Below are 19155 nucleotides of genomic sequence, written 5' to 3' on the forward strand. Positions count from 1 at the left end.
CCGAAGCCAACGGCGCGTCACCCCCCTCCGTCTCTCGCCCCCGCCGCCCCTACCCGTCCCATCCCGACTTGGGGGCTCCGCCCCCAAACCCCCCATCGGCCTGAACGGCCTCGTCCTCAAACGCCGGACGGGCTGAAGATGTGAACCGGCGCCGACAAGAGCGCCCCATCAGGGGCGCGGGGAACTGCGCGATCAGCCCCCACCCACCCGCAGGTTGAGAGCCACCCGGGGGTCTGGGGGCGGAGCCCCTGGGATGGGACGGGTAGGGGCGGCGGGGGCGAGGAACCGGGCGGGGCTCAGGATCTCGGGGTGAGGGTGAGAACGGCGGTGTGCCCCGTCGCTCGGAGGGTCGCTTCCTCGTCCGTCAGGAGCACGGCGTCGTGACGCCCGAGGGTCACCCCGGCCGCCTCGGCCGTGCCGTCGAGGGCGACGATCAGGACGGCAGGGCCCGCCGGGAGGGCGAGGGATCGACGGGGGGCGGCGACCGTGACGGTGGGGGTCGCGACGGCGCCCCGGTGCCACATGACGTTGAGGTTGACGACCGGCCCCCCGAGGAGACGGCAGTCGGTCGGCAGGTCACCGGGGAAGCGCTGCGGGACGAACCGCGTGTCCACCCGACGGTGTTCACCGCCGACGGTCAGGTCCATCCCCTCCCCCTCGACCATGGTGAGGATCCGGTCCACGTCGGCGAACGCCGAGAACGGCCCGTCGGAGCCGACGTCGGCCAGGCTCACCCGCCACTCGAAGTCCCCCATGTCCGCACCTTCAGGACGCGCGGCGACCTCGCGCGTCACCCCGCCACCGTTCTTCCAGGGCACGGCGACCCGCCCGGCGGCCGACAGGACACGCACGGTCACCGGACGATCCCCCGCTCGCGCGCGGCCGTCAGCCACTGGGGAAAGTCGCCCACGATCCGGTCGTACAGCTCGGCGTCGGAGACCTTCCGAGGCTGCGAACCGGCGTGGAAGAAACCGGCGTTGTCGACGACCCGCCGCTGCGGCACCGGCAGCTCGTCGAGTTTGCGCAGGAACTCGAACTGCTTGCTGCCGGGGTCACCGAACCCTATGAACTGCCAGAACAGCGGAAGCTTCGCCGCCTTGCACAAGTACCTTTCGGCGGCAAGCTTGTTGATGGGGCCGCCGTCGGTCTGGAAGACGACCAGGGCGGGGGCCTCGGAGCCGCTGTCGAGGTAGTGGTCGATGACCGCGTCCATGGCCAGGTGGTAACTGGTCTTCCCCATGTGACCGAGCCCGGCCACGATCTTCTCCACCCGGCCCTGGTGGTTGTCGAGCGCGATGTCCGTGACCGCGTCGATGTCCGTGGAGAAGAAGACGACCGGGACGGTTCCGTCGTCGTCGAGGTGCGCCGACAGGCCGAGCACCCGGTCCGCCAGCGCCTGCACACTGCCGTCCTTGTAGTACGGCTTCATCGACCCGGAGTAGTCGACGACCAGGTACACCGCGGCCCGCTGTCCGCTCAGCCCGTGCTTGGTGAGGGAGACACCGGCGCTCTTGTACAGACCGACCAGCGCGGGCGCGGTCTCCTCCACCTTGGTGAGGCTGATTCCGGCCATGCGGGGCTCCCATCGCGCGAGGGTTGCGGAAACGCCGAGATTACGGCACCGACAGCCCCCGCCGTCCCCCTCCCACATGGGCGTTCGCTATTTTGTTCGCCGCCGACCCCACCGGCTCATCGTCCCCCTGATCTCCGTACCCGCGAGGAGCCGGTCGTGGAATCCGAGTCCACAGAGTCCCCCGAATCCAGCAGATCCACCGAACCCACCGTCACCACCTGCTATCGCCATCCCAAGGTGGAGTCCCATGTGCGCTGCACACGGTGCGACCGCTACATCTGCCCGGACTGCATGCGCGAGGCGGCCGTCGGTCACCAGTGCGTGGAGTGCGTGAAGGAGGGCGCCCGCTCCGTCCGCCAGGCCCGCACGGCGTTCGGCGGCCGTATCTCGACCGTGCCCGTGGTGACGTACCTCCTGATCGCGCTCAACGTGCTGGCCTATGTGGGCGAGGTGGTGCGCCCGGCGATCGTGGACCGGTTCGAGATGCTCGGCGCCGGGCTGACGGGGCCCGACGGCGGGCACTACGTCTGGCAGGCCCAGTACCCCTACGACTTCCACCCGGAGGGCGTGGTCGACGGGGAGTGGTACCGGATGCTGACCGGTGCGTTCCTCCATCTGCCGCCCACCGAGGGCACGTTCGGGATTCTGCACATCGTGATGAACATGGTCTCGCTGTGGAACCTGGGCCGGGTGGTGGAGGCCCAGCTCGGCCGGATCCGCTTCGTCACGCTCTATCTGCTCTCGGCCCTCGGCGGCTCGGTCCTCGTGCTGGTGATCGCGCCGTACACGCCCACGCTCGGTGCGTCGGGTGCCATCTTCGGGCTGGGGGCCGCGTACTACGTCATGGCCCGCCGGCTGGGCGCCGACATGAGCGCCGTCAACCGTTTCATGGCGGGCCTGCTGCTGTGGCTGCTCATCTCGGCGGGACTCACCTCCTGGCAGGGCCACCTCGGCGGACTGCTGGCGGGCGGGGTGGTCACTCTCGCCTACGCGTACGCGCCCCGGGACCGCCGCCGGGCGCTCCTCCAAGCGGCCGCGTGCGCCGCGCTGTTGGCGCTGCTGGTGATCACGGCCGTCGGCAAGGTGTCCGAGCTGACGAGCGGAGCGGCCTGAGCGCTCCCTAGGCTGAGCCCATGAAACGTGCTCGGCTCCTCCTGCTCGCGGTCCTCCCCCTGGTCGCGGCGGCGGTCTGCTTCCTCGCCCCGGGACTCACGGACGCGAGCGGGGCCGCCGGGCGCGCGCGGGCCCGCCAGGACGCCGAGCGCACGACGGGCGCGGGCCTCGCCGCCCCGGACAAGAAGGAGTTGGCGCAAAAACTCGTGGCGAGCGCGGAGAACTCCACGCTCGACTGGCGCAGCGCGTATGCCTACATCGAGGACATCGGCGACGGCCAGGGGTACACGGCGGGCCTCATCGGCTTCTGCACCGGCACCCACGATCTGCTCGTCCTGGTCGAGGGCTACACGAAGGACCACCCGGGCAACGGCCTCGCCCGCTACCTCCCCGCGCTGCGCAAGGTCGACGGGACGGACTCGCACGAGGGGCTCGACCCGGGCTTCGTGGCGGCCTGGCGCAAGGAGGCCTCGGTGGCCGCCTTCCGCAGGGCACAGGACGCCGAGCGGGACCGCGTCTACTTCGACCCCGCGGTGCGCCGCGCCAAGCTCGACGGCCTCGGCACGCTGGGCCAGTTCATCTACTACGACGCCATGGTCATGCACGGGCCCGGCACCGGCGCGGGCGGCTTCTACGACCTGCGCACCCGTGCCATGGCCCAGGCCGACACCCCGGCCGAGGGCGGCTCGGAGAAGGCCTACCTGGACATCTTCCTCGACGTGCGTCGCGCGGCGATGAGGACCGAGAGCGCCCACCGCGACACGACCCGCGTCGACACGGCCCAGCGGGTGTTCCTGTACGACGGGAACCTGGACCTGCGCACGCCGCTGGAGTGGAAGGTGTACGGGGAGACGTACAAGGTGCCGTAGCCCCTCCCCACGCAGCCGAGGCGCCGCCCCTCCACCCCATTGGGTCGGGCGCCGTCAGTGCTCGACGACCTCGCCGTCGCTCAGTTCCAGTACGCGGTCGGCCAGGCCCAGGAGTTGGGGGTCGTGCGTGGCGACCAGGGCCGTGACGCCCTCACTGGCGACCACCGCCCGCAGCAGCTCCATCACCGCCAGGCCGGTCTGCGCGTCCAGCTGTCCGGTCGGCTCGTCGGCGAGCAGCAGGGCCGGGTGGTTGGCGAGGGCGCGGGCGATCGACACCCGCTGCTGCTGCCCGCCGGAGAGCTCCGCCGGGCGCTGGGCCCCGTGGTCGGCGAGCCCCACGAGGGCGAGCAGCAGGGCCACGCGCTCCTCACGTGCGCGAGGGTCGGCCCTGCGCAGCCGCAGCGGCACTCCCACGTTCTCGGCCGCGGTGAGGATGGGGATGAGTCCGAAGGACTGGAAGATGTAGCCGATCCGGTCGCGGCGCAGTTCCAGCAGCTCGTTCTCGCCGAGCGCGGACAGGTCGGTGCCGTCGATGACGACGCGGCCGCGGTCCGGGCGGTCGAGGCCGCCGATCAGATGGAGCAGGGTCGTCTTGCCGGAGCCCGACCGGCCCTTGAGGGCGACGAGTTCACCGCGCCGCAGCTCGAAGGAGGCGCCGCGCAGCGCGTGCACGGCCACGGTGCCCGTGCCGTACGAGTGGTGCAGGTTCTCCACCCGCACCATCGGTTCGTCGGCGGATTCGCCCACGAGGGCGGCACCGGACCGCGTGCCGGTGTTCTCCGTCATCGACGCACCCCCTACGGAATGGAACTCATGTACCCAGAACGGGAACCCCATGATATTCATGTCGGGTCGGCGAGGGGGTGGCTCGGCAATCGGGTGGGGGACGAGTGACGGGCTTCTTGTTGCTGCGCGTTCGGGCGCATCGGGTGCTGCTCGGCGCCGCCCTGCTCGCGGTGCTGCTGACCACCGCGGTGCTCGCCGCCCTCGCCGCGTTCTCCGCCTCGGTCGGGGACGCGGCGCTCCGACAGAACCTGAGCGGCCCGGCCGCGACCTCCGCCTCGCTCGTCATCAGCGCCGACGTGCCCCGCGGCCGGGAGGAGGCGGCCCAGGGCGCTGCGGTCCGCGGCGCGCGCCGGACCTTCGCCGGGCTTCCGGTGACCGTACGGACGTTGCGCGGCTCGGGGCCGTACGCGCTGCCCCGTTCCCTCCAGGGCACCGATGGCCGCGCGGGGCAACCGGACCTCACCCGCTTCGCCGCCCTCGACCGGTCGCGGATCAGGCTGGTCGCGGGCACACTGCCCGGACCGGCCCCGGCGGCGCGCACCGCACCCGTGCCCGTCGCGCTGCCCGAAGTCGCCGCCGACCGGCTGAAGGTGCGGCCCGGCGCGCGGATCGCCCTGACCGACCGGCTGGGCGGCGCGCCCCTGACGGTCCGGATCACCGGCGTGTACCGGGCCGCCGACAGCGCGGATCCGTACTGGCAGCTGGACACCCTCGGCGGTCACGGGGTGCGCACCGTCGACTTCACCACCTACGGCCCGCTGCTCGCCGACCCGTCCGTCCTCGCCTCCCGCACCTCCGCGGGCACCACCGGGTGGGTGGCGACGGCCGACTACCGGGGCCTGACCACCGACGGCATCGACGCACTGCGCGAGGCCGCGGCGCAGGAGCCCGAAGCACTGGGCAGGAACCCGGCGTTCGGAGCCGGCGCGACCGTGCGGACGGCGCTGCCCGCCGTGCTCGACAGGACCGGGCGCGCGCTGCTCGTCTCCCGGTCCACGTTGATGATCGTCTCCGTCCAGCTGGTGCTGCTCGCCGGGTACGCGCTGCTGCTGGTGGCCCGGCTGCTCGACACCGAGCGGGCGGGCGAGACCGATCTGCTGAAGGCGCGGGGTGCCTCGCGCCGCCGGATCACGGGCCTCGCCGCACTGGAGGCGCTGCTGCTTGCCGTACCGGCGGCGGTGGGTGCCGCGCTGGTGTCCGGCCCGCTGGTGCGGCTGCTCGCCCGGTGGTCGTCCCTCGACCGGACCGGGGTGCGGCTCGGGGACGCTCCGGTGCTCCGGGTGTGGCTGGTCGCGGCCGGGGTCGCGGTGTGCTGCGCGGCGGCGGTCGTGGCGCCCGCGCTGGCCGCGACGGCGGGTGCGCCGCGGCTGCGGCGCGTGCGGGCCGCGGCGGGCGCGGCGCCGGTGCGGGCCGGGGCCGACGTGGGGCTGCTGTTGATCGCGGCGGTGGCGTACTGGCAACTCGACCGGCAGACCGGCTCGTCCGGTGGCGGCGCGCTCAGCCGTGACCGGGCGGGCGATCTGGGCATCGATCCGCTGCTGGTCGCGGCGCCCGCACTGGCCCTGCTGGCCGGCACGGTGCTGACGCTGCGGCTGCTGCCGCTGGGGGCGCGGCTCGCGGAGCGGCGGGCCGCGAGCGGGCGGGGCCTGTCGGCGGCGCTGGCGGGCTGGCAGTTCAGCCGGCGTCCGCTGCGTGGAGCGGGGCCGGTGCTGCTGCTGGTCCTGGCCGTGACGACCGGGATGCTGGCGATCGGGCAGAGCGCGTCGTGGCAGCGGTCGCAGGACGACCAGGCGGACTTCGGGACGGGTACTTCCGTACGGGTGCTGGACGGCAGGCCGGGCAGCCCCGGCCAGACCGGTCTGTACGCCGCGCTGCCCGGGGTACGGGACGCCGCTCCCGCCTACCGCGCCACCACGGACCTCTCCGGCGGCCGCAGGGCGACGGTGCTCGCTCTGGACACGGCGCACGCCGGGGAGGGGATGCTGATGCGCGGCGACCTCGCCGACGAGCCCGTGGAGCGGTTGCTGCGGGGTCTCGCGCCTCGGGAGAAGGCGGCCGGACCCTCGGTGTCGCTGCCCGACGGCACCCGGCGGCTCGCGCTCGACCTGCGGATCACCGACGAGACGGCGGCAACGGGCGGGACGACGGCCGCGGGTGAAGGGGCGAAGGCCGCGGGTGCTGGGGCGAAGGCCGCGGGTGCTGGGGCGAAGGCGGAGCGCTCTCCCTCCGGACTCGCGCCCCTGGTCACCGTCGTCGTCGAGGACGGCTACGGCATCGCGTACCGGCTGAGCGCCGGGAAGCTGCCCGTCGACGGCCGGGTCCACCGGGTCACCCTCGACCTGGACGTGTCGGCTTCGGGCGCCCGCGCCACGCCGGCCGGTCCGCTGCGGCTGACCGGGCTGCAGCTCGACGGCGCGGTTCCCGCGGGCGAGCCCGAGCAGCACCGGCTCACCGTCGTACGGATGCTGTCCACGGGCCCCGACGGAACGGCCCGCGCGGTCGCGGTGCCCGCCGGGGTGCGCTGGCGGGGCAGCAGGACCGAGACGGCGGACGGAGCGGCGCTCCCGTCGACGGCCCTGCGTCCGGCCGCGTCGAGGACGGCGCCGCTGACGGTCTCGTACGGGACGGGCAACGCGCCCGGGAGCGACGAATGGGCCTCCGGTCCGCCGGAGTTCACCGTCCGCCTCGACACCGCGCGGGCCGCGCCCCCGGCCCGGATCGCGGCCGTCGCCACCCGGGCCTTTCTGCGCGCGGCCGGGACCGAGCCGGGCGAGAGCATCGACGTGACGCTGGACGGGGAGCGGCTGCGGGTGACGATCGTGCGGTCGGTGAGCGAGCTGCCGACGACCGGAACGGGCACGTCCTGGGCCGGGGCCACCGCGGACGCGGCGGGAGCATCGGACGGAGCGGCGGACGAGGGCGGGGCGGAAACGGCGGACGGGGGCGCGCTGTTGCTGGATCTGCGCGCCGTGAACGCCGTGTTCGCACAGCGCGCACGCGCTCCGCTCGCACCCGCCGAATGGTGGCTGAGCACCGCACCCGGCGAGGCCGCGCAGGTCGCGGCCGCGCTGCGGGCGCGCCCCGACATCGAGCCGGACCAGGTGCTCGTACGGGACGAGGCCGCGGACCGGCTGCTGGGCGACCCGCTCGGCGCCGGGCCGCGCGCGGCGCTGCTGGCGGTGGCGGTGGCCGCGGCGGCCCTCGCCGCGGGCGGCTTCGCGGTGGGCACCGCGGGCTCACGGCGCGAGCGGTCCGCGGAGTTCGCCGTGCTCAGAGCCCTGGGCGCGGGCCGTAGGGAACTGGCCCGGCTGGTCGCCGTGGAGCAGGGCCTGCTGATCGGGGCCGGTCTGCTCGCCGGTCTCGGCCTCGGCACCGTCCTGACCCGCGCGGTCGTCCCGCTGATCGTGCTGACGCCGGGGGCCGCGCGACCGGTCCCCCGCGTCCTCGTCGAACTCCCGGTGTCCCAGGTGGCGCTGCTCCTCGTGGGCGTCGCGGCGCTGCCCCTGCTGATCAGCGCCGCGACGGCCGTCCGGCGCGCCGACCCGGCGGTCGCGCTCCGCCACCAGGGGGACAGCTGAGATGGCCTGGTGGAGGCAGCGCACGGAGCGCGGTGTGGCGCCCTGGGTGCGTACGCGGCTGCGGACCGCCCCCGGGGCGGCCGTCGCGTTCGGAGTGCTCGTGCTGGTCACGGCGTTCCTCGCGGCGGCGCTGCCGCGGGCCCTTGACGCCTACGAGACGAAAGGGCTGCGGCAGGAGATCGCCGGGGCGCCGCCGGCCGCCACCTCGGTGGAACTGAGCGCACCGCAGCCGGGGTTGGAGATCGCGCAGGCCACCCGGGAGAAGGCGGTACGGCCCCCGGCACTCGCGGTCGTCCGACGCGCGGCGCTGGCCGGGCTGCCCGCGCCGCTGCGGGCGGACACCACGGAGTCGGCCTACGGGGTGCGGACCTCCAAGAGCCTCGTCGGACTGAACTCCTGGCTTCCGGTGATCGACGCGCCGCCCCGTTTCACCCTGGTCGCGCAGTCGGAACTCGCCACCCACTCCACCGTGCGCGGCGGACGGCTCCCCACCGCCGCCGGGGAGGTGACGGCGGACACCAGGAAGGTCGAGGCCGCCGTGACCGAGGCGACCGCCCGGACGCTGCGGCTGCGCGTCGGTTCCGTCATCGATGTGGACGGCTTCGGGGGCGCGCCGCTGGCCGTGCGGATCACCGGGATCGTGGAGCCCCGGCATCCGCAGGGCGGTTACTGGTCCGCGCAGCCGGTCCTGCGCACCCCGGGCGTGGCCGCGGACGCCCCGGTCCCGCCACAGTTCTACTGGGACGCGGGCCTCCTGCTGGCACCCGGCGCCGCCCCGGTGCTCCTCGGCAGCCAGGGACAGCCGGAGCTGTACTGGCGGTTCGCCCCCGCCACCGGACGGCTCACCGCACAGGACGTCCCGGGGCTCGTCTCCCGGATCGCCTCCCTCGAGGGCGGGCCCGAGCTGCTGCGGATGCGCGCGGTGGCCGGGAGCACCGCGGCCGTCGCCACCGATCTGGAGACGGTCGTCGGCTCCTACACGACGACCCGCGCAGCGATCACGCCCGTCGTGGCGGTCGGGGCGTTCGGGATCGGCGCGGTCGCCGCCGTCGTCCTGGTGATGGCCGGCGGGCTGGTCGCCGTCCGCCGGGCCTCCGAACTCGCCCTGCTGCGTGCGCGGGGCGGCTCGCTGCGCGGGATCGCCGGACGGCTCCTCGCCGAGACCGCGGTCGTGGCGGTGCCCGCGGCCGCCGCAGGTCTGCTGCTCGCCGTGCTCACCGTCGACGAGGCCCGGCTGCTGCCCGCCGTGCTCGGGGCGTCCGCCGTCGCTCTCCTCGCCTGTGCCGTACTGCCGGTGCGGGCGGTCGTGGCGCACCGCAGACCGCGGGCGCACGCGGAGCGCGACGATCTCGCCCACGCCAGGCCCGGCAGGCGCCGCACGGTCGCCGAACTCACCGTGCTGGTGCTGGCCGTCGGCTCGGTCGTGGCGCTGCGGCGGCGCGGCGCGTCCAGCTCGGGCGACCTTCTGGTGAGCGCCGCTCCGGTCCTGGTCGGGCTGATCGCGGCGCTGGTGCTCGTACGGCTGTATCCGCTGCCGCTGCGGTGGGCCGCCCGCCCGGCCGCGCGAGGGCGCGGGGTGGTCGGGTTCCTGTCGCTGGCCCGTGCGGGCCGCTCCTCGACGGTGGGCGTCGCGCTGCCGCTGCTGGCCCTGCTGCTGGCCCTGACGACGGCGGCGTTCGGGGGTTCCGTGCTCGCCGGGGTGTCCGACGCCCGGGACCGGGCCGCGCTGCTGGCGACCGGCGCGGACGCGCGGATCGCGGGGCCGGGCGAGGCGACGCCGCTCCCGGCGGCCGTGGCAGGGGCGGTAGCGAAGGTAGCGGGCGTACGTGCGGTGACGGCCGTGCGGATCGAGCGCACGGCGGAGCTCACCTCCGGCGGGGCAGGGGCGAAGGAGGGCCTGACGCTGATCGGGGTCGAGCCGGCGTCGTACGCCCGGCTGGCCCGGCAGACCGGCCTCGGGGCATTCCCCGCGGATGTGTTGAAGCCGAAGGGGACCAAGGGTGCGGGGACGGGGCGTGTGCTGAACGCCGTCGCCTCCCCCGGTCTCGCGGAGCGCCTGGGCCGCGCACCCCGTCGGATCACGTCCCTCGCCGGTGACATCACCGTCCGGATCGCCGCCGTACGCTCCCGCACCCCCGCCGCGCCCGGCGCCGACTTCCTGCTGGTCGACGCCGCGGGCCTCACGCACTCCGAGCCGACGACGCTGCTGGCGACCGGTGCCGCACTCGACGCACCGGCCCTGCGGACGGCCGTGCGGGGCGCCGGGAAGGGCCTCACCGTGACGTCGCGCGGCGAGGAACGGGCGGCGCTCTCCGACGCGCCGTTGCAGGCGGGCGCCGAGCGGATCTACACCACGGCCGCCCTGGCCGGTGCGGGGTACGCCGTACTCGCCCTGCTGCTCTCCCTCCTTCAGTCCGCGCCGGAGCGGGCCGCGCTGCTGGCCCGGCTGCGCACCATGGGCCTCACGCCCCGCCAGGGCCGTCGGCTGCTCAGCCTGGACGCGCTGCCCCAGGCGCTGCTCGCGGCCTCGGGCGGGATGCTCGCCGGCTGGGCCACGGTCCGGCTGCTCGCTCCCGGCATCGACCTGGAACGTCTCGCGCTGGCCACCGCGGCGAGCCGAGTGCCGGTGGTCGGCGCGTCGCTGCGTACCGACGGGTGGTCGCTGCTCCTGCCCGCGGCGGGCACGGTGCTGCTGGCGTGGGCGGTGGCCGTCGCGCAGGCCTGGTGGGCGGGGCGCCGTACGTCGATCACCGAACTCAGGACAGGAGGCATGCGATGACCGGTACCACGACCTCGCGGACGAGCCTGGCGGAGCTGGAGCATCGGGCGGCGGCGCGCCGCGACCGGCCCGCGTACGGACGGGACGCCCTGATCGCCTGCGACCGGCTGGTCCGCATCTTCTCCGGCCGGTCGGCCGGGGGCGACTCCTCTGGGCGCGGGGGCTCCGCCGGGGTGGAGGTGCAGGCGCTCCAGGGGCTCGATCTGCTGGTCCAGGAGGGCGAGTTGACGGCGCTGGTCGGCGCCTCCGGCAGCGGCAAGTCGACCCTGATGAACATCCTCGCCGGCCTCGACGTGCCCACCGCGGGCGCCGCGCGGGTCGCGGGCCGCGACCTGCTCACGATGAACGCGAAGGACCGGCTGCGCTACCGCCGTGAGGTGGTCGGTTTCGTCTGGCAGCAGACGGCCCGCAATCTCCTGCCCTATCTGACGGCGGCCCAGAACGTGGCGCTGCCCATGCAGTTGAAGGGCGGCCGGGGCCGCGGGAAGCGGCGGGCCGAGCGGGCGGAGGAACTGCTCGCGATGCTCGGCGTCGCCGACTGCCACGGCCGCCGTCCGTCGCAGATGTCCGGCGGGCAGCAGCAGCGGGTCGCGATCGCCGTGGCCCTCGCCAACTCGCCGTCCGTGCTGCTCGCCGACGAGCCGACCGGCGAACTCGACTCGGCGACCGGCGCGGAGGTCTTCGCGGCGTTCCGCCGGGCCAACGAGGAGCTGGGCACGACGATCGTGATCGTCACGCACGACCAGGCGGTCGCCGGAGAGGTCCGCCGCGCGGTCGCGATCCGTGACGGCCGTACCTCGACGGAGGTGCTGCGCCGCACGGAGGTCGACGCGGAGGGCCAGGAGTCCCTGGTGGCACGGGAGTTCGCGACGCTGGACCGGGCCGGCCGGCTCCAGCTGCCCGCCGACTACACCGCGGCCCTCGGGATGGAGGACCGGGTGATGCTGGAACTGGAGCAGGACCACATCGGGGTCTGGCCGGACGACACCGGGCGCCCGGCCGACTGATACCGCCACAACGACACACCAGCCGCCCGACCTGCTGAGAACGCACCACGGCGCCCACCACAGTCCGGTCGGGGACAAGGCAGGCGCCGCGTTCAGTTCCGTACGCCGTTGTACGGGACGTTTGTTGGGGTGGAGCGTCAGACCATCAGCGAGCGGTCCGTCGGGCGGATCGGGGCCGGCAGGTCGCTGGCCCCGGTCAGGAAGCGGTCGACCCCGCGGGCGGCCGAGCGGCCCTCCGCGATGGCCCAGACGATCAGCGACTGGCCGCGGCCGGCGTCACCGGCGACGTACACGCCGGGCACGTTGGTCGCGAACTCGGCGTCGCGGGCGATGTTGCCGCGCGCGTCGAGCTCCAGGCCGAACTGCGAGACCACGCCGTTCTCGACGTCGGTGCCGGTGAAGCCCATGGCCAGCGTGACCAGCTGGGCGGGGATCTTGCGCTCCGTGCCCGGCTTCTGGTTCAGCTTGCCGTCGACGAACTCGACCTCGGTGAGGTGCAGCCACTGGACGTTGCCGTCCTCGTCGCCCTCGAAGTGGGTGGTGGAGACCGAGTAGACGCGGTCGCCGCCCTCCTCGTGCGCGGAGGTGACCTTGTAGAGCATCGGGAACGTCGGCCAGGGCTGGCCCGGGTTCCGCTCCTCGCCCGGTCGCGGCATGATCTCCAGCTGCGTGACCGAGGCCGCGCCCTGGCGGTGGGCGGTGCCCACGCAGTCCGCGCCGGTGTCGCCGCCGCCGATGACCACGACGTGCTTGCCCTCGGCCGTGATCGGGGGCGCCACGTAGTCGCCCTCCTGCACCTTGTTGGCCAGCGGCAGGTACTCCATGGCCTGGTGGATGCCCTTGAGCTCGCGGCCGGGGACCGGGAGGTCACGCGCGGTCGTCGCACCGGCGGCGATGACCACGGCGTCGTACCGCTTGCGCAGGTCCGTCGCCTTGAGGTCGCGGCCGATCTCGATGCCGGTGCGGAAGCGGGTGCCCTCCGCGCGCATCTGCTCGATGCGGCGGTTGATGTGCCGCTTCTCCATCTTGAACTCGGGGATGCCGTAGCGCAGCAGGCCGCCGACGCGGTCGGCACGCTCGTACACGGCGACCGTGTGGCCCGCCCGGGTGAGCTGCTGGGCGGCGGCCAGACCGGCCGGGCCCGAGCCGATGACGGCGACGGTCTTGCCCGACAGGCGCTCGGGGATCTGCGGGGCGACGTCGCCCGTGTCCCACGCCTTGTCGATGATCGAGACCTCGACGTTCTTGATGGTCACGGCGGGCTGGTTGATGCCGAGCACACACGCCGACTCGCAGGGAGCGGGGCACAGGCGGCCCGTGAACTCCGGGAAGTTGTTCGTGGCGTGCAGACGCTCGGACGCGGCCCCCCAGTCCTCGCGGTAGGCGTAGTCGTTCCACTCGGGGATCAGGTTCCCCAGCGGACAGCCGTTGTGGCAGAACGGGATCCCGCAGTCCATGCAACGGCTGGCCTGCTTGGAGATGATCGGGAGCAGCGAGCCCGGAACGTAGACCTCGTTCCAGTCCTTGACGCGCTCCGCGACGGGGCGGGTCCTGGCGACCTCGCGGCCGTGGTTCAAAAAGCCCTTGGGATCAGCCATTGGTCGCCGCCTCCATCATCTTCTCGGTGATCTCGGACTCGGGGAGTCCGGCTCGCTCGGCGGCGTCCTTGGCGGCGAGCACTGCCTTGTACGTGCTGGGGATGATCTTGCTGAAGCGGGACGCGCCCCCGTCGATGCTGTCCCACTCGGCCAGAAGCTTCTCGGCGACGGTCGAGCCGGTCTCCTCCTGGTGGCGGCGCACCACATCGTGCAGCCACCGCTTGTCGGTCTCGTCGAGGGCCTCGACGGCGCCCACGTTGCCGACGTTGACGTTGTCGCGGTTCAGGTCGACGACGTACGCGATGCCGCCGGACATGCCGGCCGCGAAGTTGCGGCCCGTCTCGCCGAGGACGACCGCGTGACCGCCGGTCATGTACTCGCAGCCGTGGTCGCCCACGCCCTCGGAGACCACCGTCGCGCCGGAGTTGCGGACGCAGAAGCGCTCGCCGGTGCGGCCGCGCAGGAACAGCTCGCCGCCCGTCGCGCCGTACGCGATGGTGTTGCCCGCGATGGTCGAGTACTCGGCGAGGTGGTCGGCGCCCCGGTCGGGACGGACGATCACCCGGCCGCCGGAGAGGCCCTTGCCGACGTAGTCGTTGGCGTCGCCCTCCAGGCGCAGCGTGACACCGCGCGGCAGGAAGGCGCCGAAGGACTGGCCCGCGGAGCCGGTGAAGGTGATGTCGATGGTGTCGTCGGGCAGGCCCCCGCCGCCGAACTTCTTCGTCACCTCGTGGCCGAGCATGGTGCCGACCGTGCGGTTGATGTTGCGGATCGCGACCTGGGCGCGCACGGGCTGGGCGTCGGCCTGGGTGTTCGCGGCCAGCGCGTCGGCGGCGAGCTTGATCAGCTCGTTGTCGAGCGCCTTCTCCAGACCGTGGTCCTGGGCGATGGCCTGGTGGCGCACCGCGCCCTCGGGCAGCTCGGGCACGTGGAAGAGCGGGGACAGGTCCAGGCCCTGCGCCTTCCAGTGGGTGATCGCCCGCTCCACGTCGAGGTTCTCGGCGTGGCCGACGGCCTCCTCGATGGTGCGGAAGCCCAGCTCGGCGAGAATCTCGCGGACCTCTTCGGCGATGAACTTGAAGAAGTTCACGACGTACTCGGCCTTGCCTGCGAAGCGGTCGCGCAGCACCGGGTTCTGGGTCGCGATGCCGACCGGGCAGGTGTCCAGGTGGCAGACGCGCATCATGACGCAGCCGGAGACGACGAGCGGCGCGGTCGCGAAACCGAACTCCTCGGCGCCGAGCAGCGCGGCGATGACGACGTCGCGGCCGGTCTTCAGCTGGCCGTCGGTCTGCACGACGATACGGTCGCGCAGGCCGTTGAGCAGCAGCGTCTGCTGGGTCTCGGCGAGGCCGAGTTCCCAGGGGCCGCCCGCGTGCTTCAGGGAGGTGAGCGGGGAGGCGCCCGTACCGCCGTCGTGGCCGGAGATGAGCACCACGTCCGCGTGCGCCTTGGAGACACCCGCGGCGACCGTGCCGACACCGACCTCGGAGACCAGCTTGACGTGAATCCGCGCCTGCGGGTTCGCGTTCTTGAGGTCGTGGATCAGCTGGGCCAGGTCCTCGATGGAGTAGATGTCGTGGTGCGGGGGCGGGGAGATCAGGCCCACGCCCGGGGTGCTGTGCCGGGTCTTGGCGACCCAGGGGTAGACCTTGTGGCCGGGCAGCTGGCCGCCCTCGCCGGGCTTGGCACCCTGCGCCATCTTGATCTGGATGTCGTCGGCGTTGACCAGGTACTCCGACGTGACGCCGAAGCGGCCGGAGGCGACCTGCTTGATCGACGAGCGGCGCGCCGGGTCGTAGAGCCGGTCCGCGTCCTCGCCGCCCTCGCCGGTGTTGGACTTGCCGCCCAGCTGGTTCATGGCGATGGCGAGGGTCTCGTGCGCCTCCTTGGAGATGGAGCCGTACGACATGGCGCCGGTGGAGAAGCGCTTGACGATCTCGCTCACCGGCTCGACCTCGTCGATCGAGATCGGCTGCCGGTCGGACGTGAAGCCGAACAGGCCACGGAGCGTCATCAGGCGCTCGGACTGCTCGTTCACCCGGTCGGTGTACTTCTTGAAGATGTCGTAGCTGCCGGAGCGCGTCGAGTGCTGGAGGCGGAAGACCGTCTCCGGGTCGAACAGGTGCGGCTCGCCCTCGCGGCGCCACTGGTACTCGCCGCCTATGTCGAGGGCCCGGTGCGCCGGGGCGATGCCGGAGGCGGGGTAGGCCTTGGCGTGCCGCGCCGCGACCTCCTTGGCGATGACGTCGAGACCGGCGCCGCCGATCTTGGTGGCGGTGCCGTTGAAGTACTTCTCGACGAAGGCCCGGTCGAGGCCGACGGCCTCGAAGACCTGGGCGCCGCGGTAGGAGGCGACGGTGGAGATGCCCATCTTGGACATGACCTTGAGGACGCCCTTGCCGAGCGCGTAGATCAGGTTGCGGATGGCCTGCTCGGCCTCGATGCCGGTCAGGAAGGTGTCGGCGCGGACCAGGTCCTCGACCGACTCCATCGCCAGGTAGGGGTTGACCGCGGCGGCGCCGAAGCCGATGAGGAGGGCCACGTGGTGGACCTCGCGGACGTCGCCCGCCTCGACCAGCAGGCCCACCTGGGTGCGCTGCTTGGTGCGGATGAGGTGGTGATGGACGGCCGCGGTGAGCAGCAGCGAGGGGATCGGCGCGTGCTCGGCGTCGGAGTGGCGGTCCGACAGGACGATCAGACGGGCGCCGTTCTCGATGGCGGCGTCGGCCTCCGCGCAGATCTCCTCGATCCGCGCGGCGAGGGAGTCGCCGCCACCGCTGACCCGGTAGAGACCGGACAGGGTCGCGGCCTTCATGCCCGGCATGTCGCCGTCGGCGTTGATGTGGATGAGCTTGGCCAGCTCGTCGTTGTCGATCACCGGGAAGGGCAGGGTGACGCTACGACAGGACGCGGCCGTGGGCTCCAGCAGGTTGCCCTGCGGGCCCAGCGAGGAGCGCAGCGAGGTGACGAGCTCCTCGCGGATCGCGTCCAGCGGCGGGTTGGTGACCTGCGCGAACAGCTGGGTGAAGTAGTCGAAGAGCAGACGCGGGCGCGCGGACAGGGCCGCGATCGGGGAGTCCGTGCCCATGGAGCCCAGCGGCTCACCGCCGGTGTTGGCCATCGGCGCGAGGATGATGCGCAGCTCTTCCTCGGTGTAGCCGAAGGTCTGCTGGCGGCGGGTGACCGAGGCGTGGGTGTGCACGATGTGCTCGCGCTCGGGGAGGTCGGAGAGCTCGATCTCGCCGGCTTCCAGCCACTCCGCGTACGGCTTGTCGGCGACGAGGGCGGCCTTGATCTCGTCGTCCTCGATGATGCGGTGCTCGGCGGTGTCGACGAGGAACATCTTGCCGGGCTGGAGGCGGCCCTTGCGGACGACCTTCGCGGGGTCGATGTCGAGGACGCCGACCTCGGAGCCGAGGACGACGAGACCCTCGTCGGTGACCCAGTAGCGGCCGGGACGCAGACCGTTGCGGTCGAGGACCGCGCCGACCTGGGTGCCGTCGGTGAAGGTGACACAGGCCGGGCCGTCCCAGGGCTCCATCATCGTGGAGTGGAACTGGTAGAAGGCGCGGCGGGCCGGGTCCATGGAGTCGTGGTTCTCCCACGCCTCCGGGATCATCATCAGCACGGAGTGCGGGAGCGAGCGGCCGCCGAGGTGGAGGAGCTCGAGCACCTCGTCGAAGGAGGCGGAGTCGGACGCGTCGGGCGTACAGATCGGGAAGACCCGCTCCAGGCCCTTGTCTCCGCCGTGTCCATGGTCGGCAGAGCCGAACGCGTCGGAGACCAGCTGGGACTCGCGGGCCTGCATCCAGTTGCGGTTGCCCTTGACCGTGTTGATCTCGCCGTTGTGCGCGACGAAGCGGTACGGGTGGGCGAGCGGCCAACTCGGGAAGGTGTTGGTGGAGAACCGGGAGTGCACGAGCGCGATCGCGGAGGCGAAGCGGCGGTCGGACAGGTCCGGGAAGAAGGGCTCCAGCTGGCCGGTGGTCAGCATGCCCTTGTAGACGATGGTGCGCGCGGAGAGCGACGGGAAGTAGACGCCGGCCTCGCGCTCGGCGCGCTTGCGCAGCACGAACGCCTTGCGGTCCAGCTCGATGCCGGTCGAGACGCCGTCCGTGACGAAGATCTGGCGGAAGGCGGGCATCGTGGAGCGGGCGGTGGCGCCGAGCAGTTCGGGGGCGACCGGGACCTCGCGCCAGCCGAGGACGGTCAGGTCCTCGTCGGCGGCGATCGTCTCGATCTGTGAGACGACATCCTCGATGCCGTCCTCGGGCAGGAAGGCGATGCCGACCGCGTACGCGCCGGCCGCGGGCAGCTCGAATCCGGCCACCTCACGCAGGAACGCGTCGGGGACCTGGGACAGGATGCCCGCGCCGTCGCCCGAGTCGGGCTCGGCGCCGGTGGCACCCCGGTGCTCCAGGTTGCGCAGCACGGTGAGCGCCTGCTCGACCAGCGCGTAGCTCGCCTCACCGGTGAGGGTGGCCACGAAGCCGACACCACAGGCGTCGTGCTCGTTGCGGGGGTCGTACATACCCTGCGCAGCAGGGCGAGCATCCATGAAGGACCAGTTCTGGCCATTCGTGGAGTGCTGGGACGGCTGGCGCGGCGTACGCATCGGCTCTCCCGTCGTCGTCGTGGCATATGCATGTGCCGAGGGACGACGTTGGCCCTCTGCTGGGGGTGCAAAATTTCGTGCAGGTTACATGATGGAATGGTTCTCGAGAACCGGATACTCCGTTCCAACATGCGGACACCGCTGGGTGGCGTGGGGGTCCCGCGCACGACGGTGGAGTCAAGGGGACCTAAGCGGACAGATCAGTGTCCGCGGGTCCGAAGGTACGGCGGGCAACGTCACCCACCGCACTGCAGCGGCGCAGGCCTCATTGCCCGCAGCGCTTACGGCTCATTCCCAGTGGTTAAGCGATCGAAACCAGGGAGTAACGGCTACTTATGCATTCCCTTGCATAGGTGCGCAAGACATCATCCTACGGCGGTACCGAACAGGCTGCCCAGGACGTATGTCACACCGGCCGCAGCGCCCCCGAGCGCGAGCTGCCGGATTCCGCTGTACCACCAGGTTCGAGCCGTCACCCGGGCCACGATCGCGCCGCACGCGAAGAGCCCGATCAGCGCGAGCAGCAGCGCGGGCCACAGGACGGTCGCGCCGAGCAGATACGGCAGTACGGGGAGCAGGGCGCCCAGGGCGAAGGAGCCGAAGCTCGACACGGCGGCGACGGCCGGGGAGGGCAGGTCGCCGGGGTCGATGCCGAGCTCTTCGCGGGCGTGTATCTCCAGGGCCTGTTCGGGGTCGCGCGAGAGCTGCCTGGCCACTTCGCGGGCGAGCGCGGATTCGACGCCGCGCGACTCGTACAGCGCGGCGAGCTCGCGCTCCTCGTCCTGCGGATGCTTTCTCAACTCGCGCCGCTCGACGTCGAGTTCGGCCTGGACGAGTTCACGCTGCGAGGCGACGGAGGTGTACTCGCCCGCGGCCATGGAGAAGGCACCGGCGGCCAGGCCCGCGAGCCCGGTGATGACGATCGTCTGATGGGAGACGGACCCCCCGGCGACCCCGGTCATCAGGGCGAGGTTGGACACGAGACCGTCCATCGCGCCGAACACGGCCGGGCGCAGCCATCCGCCGTTCACGTCCCGGTGGGTGTGGTTGTCGCGGTGCGCCTCGTGCAGCGTCGCTTCGGTCTCGATGATGGACATACCGGTCCCCCAGGATCCGTCGATTGGACTGTTTCTACTTTTCGACAACCATGAAACTACGCCTGGAATTTCTTCGCCGCCAGCAAGGAAAGGCTGGGCTAACCTGCGGCTTTACCCTCAAGCGCTCATCCGTGAAG

The 19155-nt window shown here is 72.8% G+C and carries 11 protein-coding genes; 5 read left to right on the top strand and 6 right to left on the bottom strand.

Annotated features, from left to right (window positions below):
- Nucleotides 1-296 precede the first annotated feature (296 nt).
- Entirely contained in the window at nucleotides 297-857 is a 561-nt protein-coding gene (locus tag ACZ7M3_RS17770) for a HutD/Ves family protein (protein ID WP_472064283.1), read from the bottom strand.
- Nucleotides 854-1573, bottom strand: a complete 720-nt coding sequence (locus ACZ7M3_RS17775) for a vWA domain-containing protein (protein WP_472064285.1) — start codon at nucleotides 1571-1573, stop codon at nucleotides 854-856. The genes ACZ7M3_RS17770 and ACZ7M3_RS17775 overlap by 4 nt, the downstream gene beginning before the upstream one ends.
- A 156-nt stretch (nucleotides 1574-1729) precedes the next feature.
- Here ACZ7M3_RS17775 and ACZ7M3_RS17780 point away from each other — a divergent pair, with 156 nt between their 5' ends.
- The gene (locus ACZ7M3_RS17780) at nucleotides 1730-2686 is read left to right on the top strand and encodes a rhomboid family intramembrane serine protease (protein WP_472064287.1); all 957 of its coding nucleotides are present in this window, start codon (nucleotides 1730-1732) and stop codon (nucleotides 2684-2686) included.
- Between the two features lie 20 nt (nucleotides 2687-2706).
- The gene (locus ACZ7M3_RS17785) at nucleotides 2707-3555 is read left to right on the top strand and encodes a chitosanase (RefSeq protein ID WP_472064289.1); all 849 of its coding nucleotides are present in this window, start codon (nucleotides 2707-2709) and stop codon (nucleotides 3553-3555) included.
- 54 nt (nucleotides 3556-3609) lie between these two features.
- On the opposite strand, the gene ACZ7M3_RS17790 is transcribed toward ACZ7M3_RS17785, so the two are convergent.
- Nucleotides 3610-4341: an ABC transporter ATP-binding protein gene (locus ACZ7M3_RS17790; protein ID WP_388525039.1), complete on the bottom strand. Its 732-nt coding sequence runs from the start codon at nucleotides 4339-4341 to the stop codon at nucleotides 3610-3612.
- A gap of 104 nt (nucleotides 4342-4445) precedes the next feature.
- Here ACZ7M3_RS17790 and ACZ7M3_RS17795 point away from each other — a divergent pair, with 104 nt between their 5' ends.
- Genes ACZ7M3_RS17795 through ACZ7M3_RS17805 form a run of 3 tightly spaced genes read left to right on the top strand, consistent with a single transcriptional unit; the run spans nucleotide 4446 to nucleotide 11705 of the window.
- The gene (locus ACZ7M3_RS17795; RefSeq protein ID WP_472064291.1) at nucleotides 4446-7919 is read left to right on the top strand and encodes an FtsX-like permease family protein; all 3474 of its coding nucleotides are present in this window, start codon (nucleotides 4446-4448) and stop codon (nucleotides 7917-7919) included.
- Between the two features lies 1 nt (nucleotide 7920).
- Nucleotides 7921-10698, top strand: a complete 2778-nt coding sequence (locus ACZ7M3_RS17800; protein WP_472064293.1) for an ABC transporter permease — start codon at nucleotides 7921-7923, stop codon at nucleotides 10696-10698.
- Nucleotides 10695-11705 carry an ABC transporter ATP-binding protein gene (locus ACZ7M3_RS17805; RefSeq protein ID WP_472064295.1) on the top strand — a complete coding sequence of 337 codons (1011 nt, stop codon included), beginning with the start codon at nucleotides 10695-10697 and terminating at the stop codon, nucleotides 11703-11705. The genes ACZ7M3_RS17800 and ACZ7M3_RS17805 overlap by 4 nt, the downstream gene beginning before the upstream one ends.
- A 137-nt stretch (nucleotides 11706-11842) precedes the next feature.
- On the opposite strand, the gene ACZ7M3_RS17810 is transcribed toward ACZ7M3_RS17805, so the two are convergent.
- The 3 genes from ACZ7M3_RS17810 to ACZ7M3_RS17820 all read right to left on the bottom strand — a co-directional run bounded on the left by ACZ7M3_RS17810 (nucleotide 11843) and on the right by ACZ7M3_RS17820 (nucleotide 19018).
- On the bottom strand, nucleotides 11843-13303 hold the full coding sequence (locus tag ACZ7M3_RS17810; RefSeq protein WP_450431768.1) for a glutamate synthase subunit beta: 1461 nt from the start codon (nucleotides 13301-13303) through the stop codon (nucleotides 11843-11845).
- On the bottom strand, nucleotides 13296-17921 hold the full coding sequence (gene gltB, locus ACZ7M3_RS17815; protein WP_472064297.1) for a glutamate synthase large subunit: 4626 nt from the start codon (nucleotides 17919-17921) through the stop codon (nucleotides 13296-13298). The genes ACZ7M3_RS17810 and gltB overlap by 8 nt, the downstream gene beginning before the upstream one ends.
- 365 nt (nucleotides 17922-18286) lie before the next feature.
- Entirely contained in the window at nucleotides 18287-19018 is a 732-nt protein-coding gene (locus ACZ7M3_RS17820) for a VIT1/CCC1 transporter family protein (protein WP_472064299.1), read from the bottom strand.
- Between the last annotated feature and the right edge of the window lie 137 nt (nucleotides 19019-19155).

This window comes from Streptomyces sp. NPDC111656 (assembly GCF_055656965.1).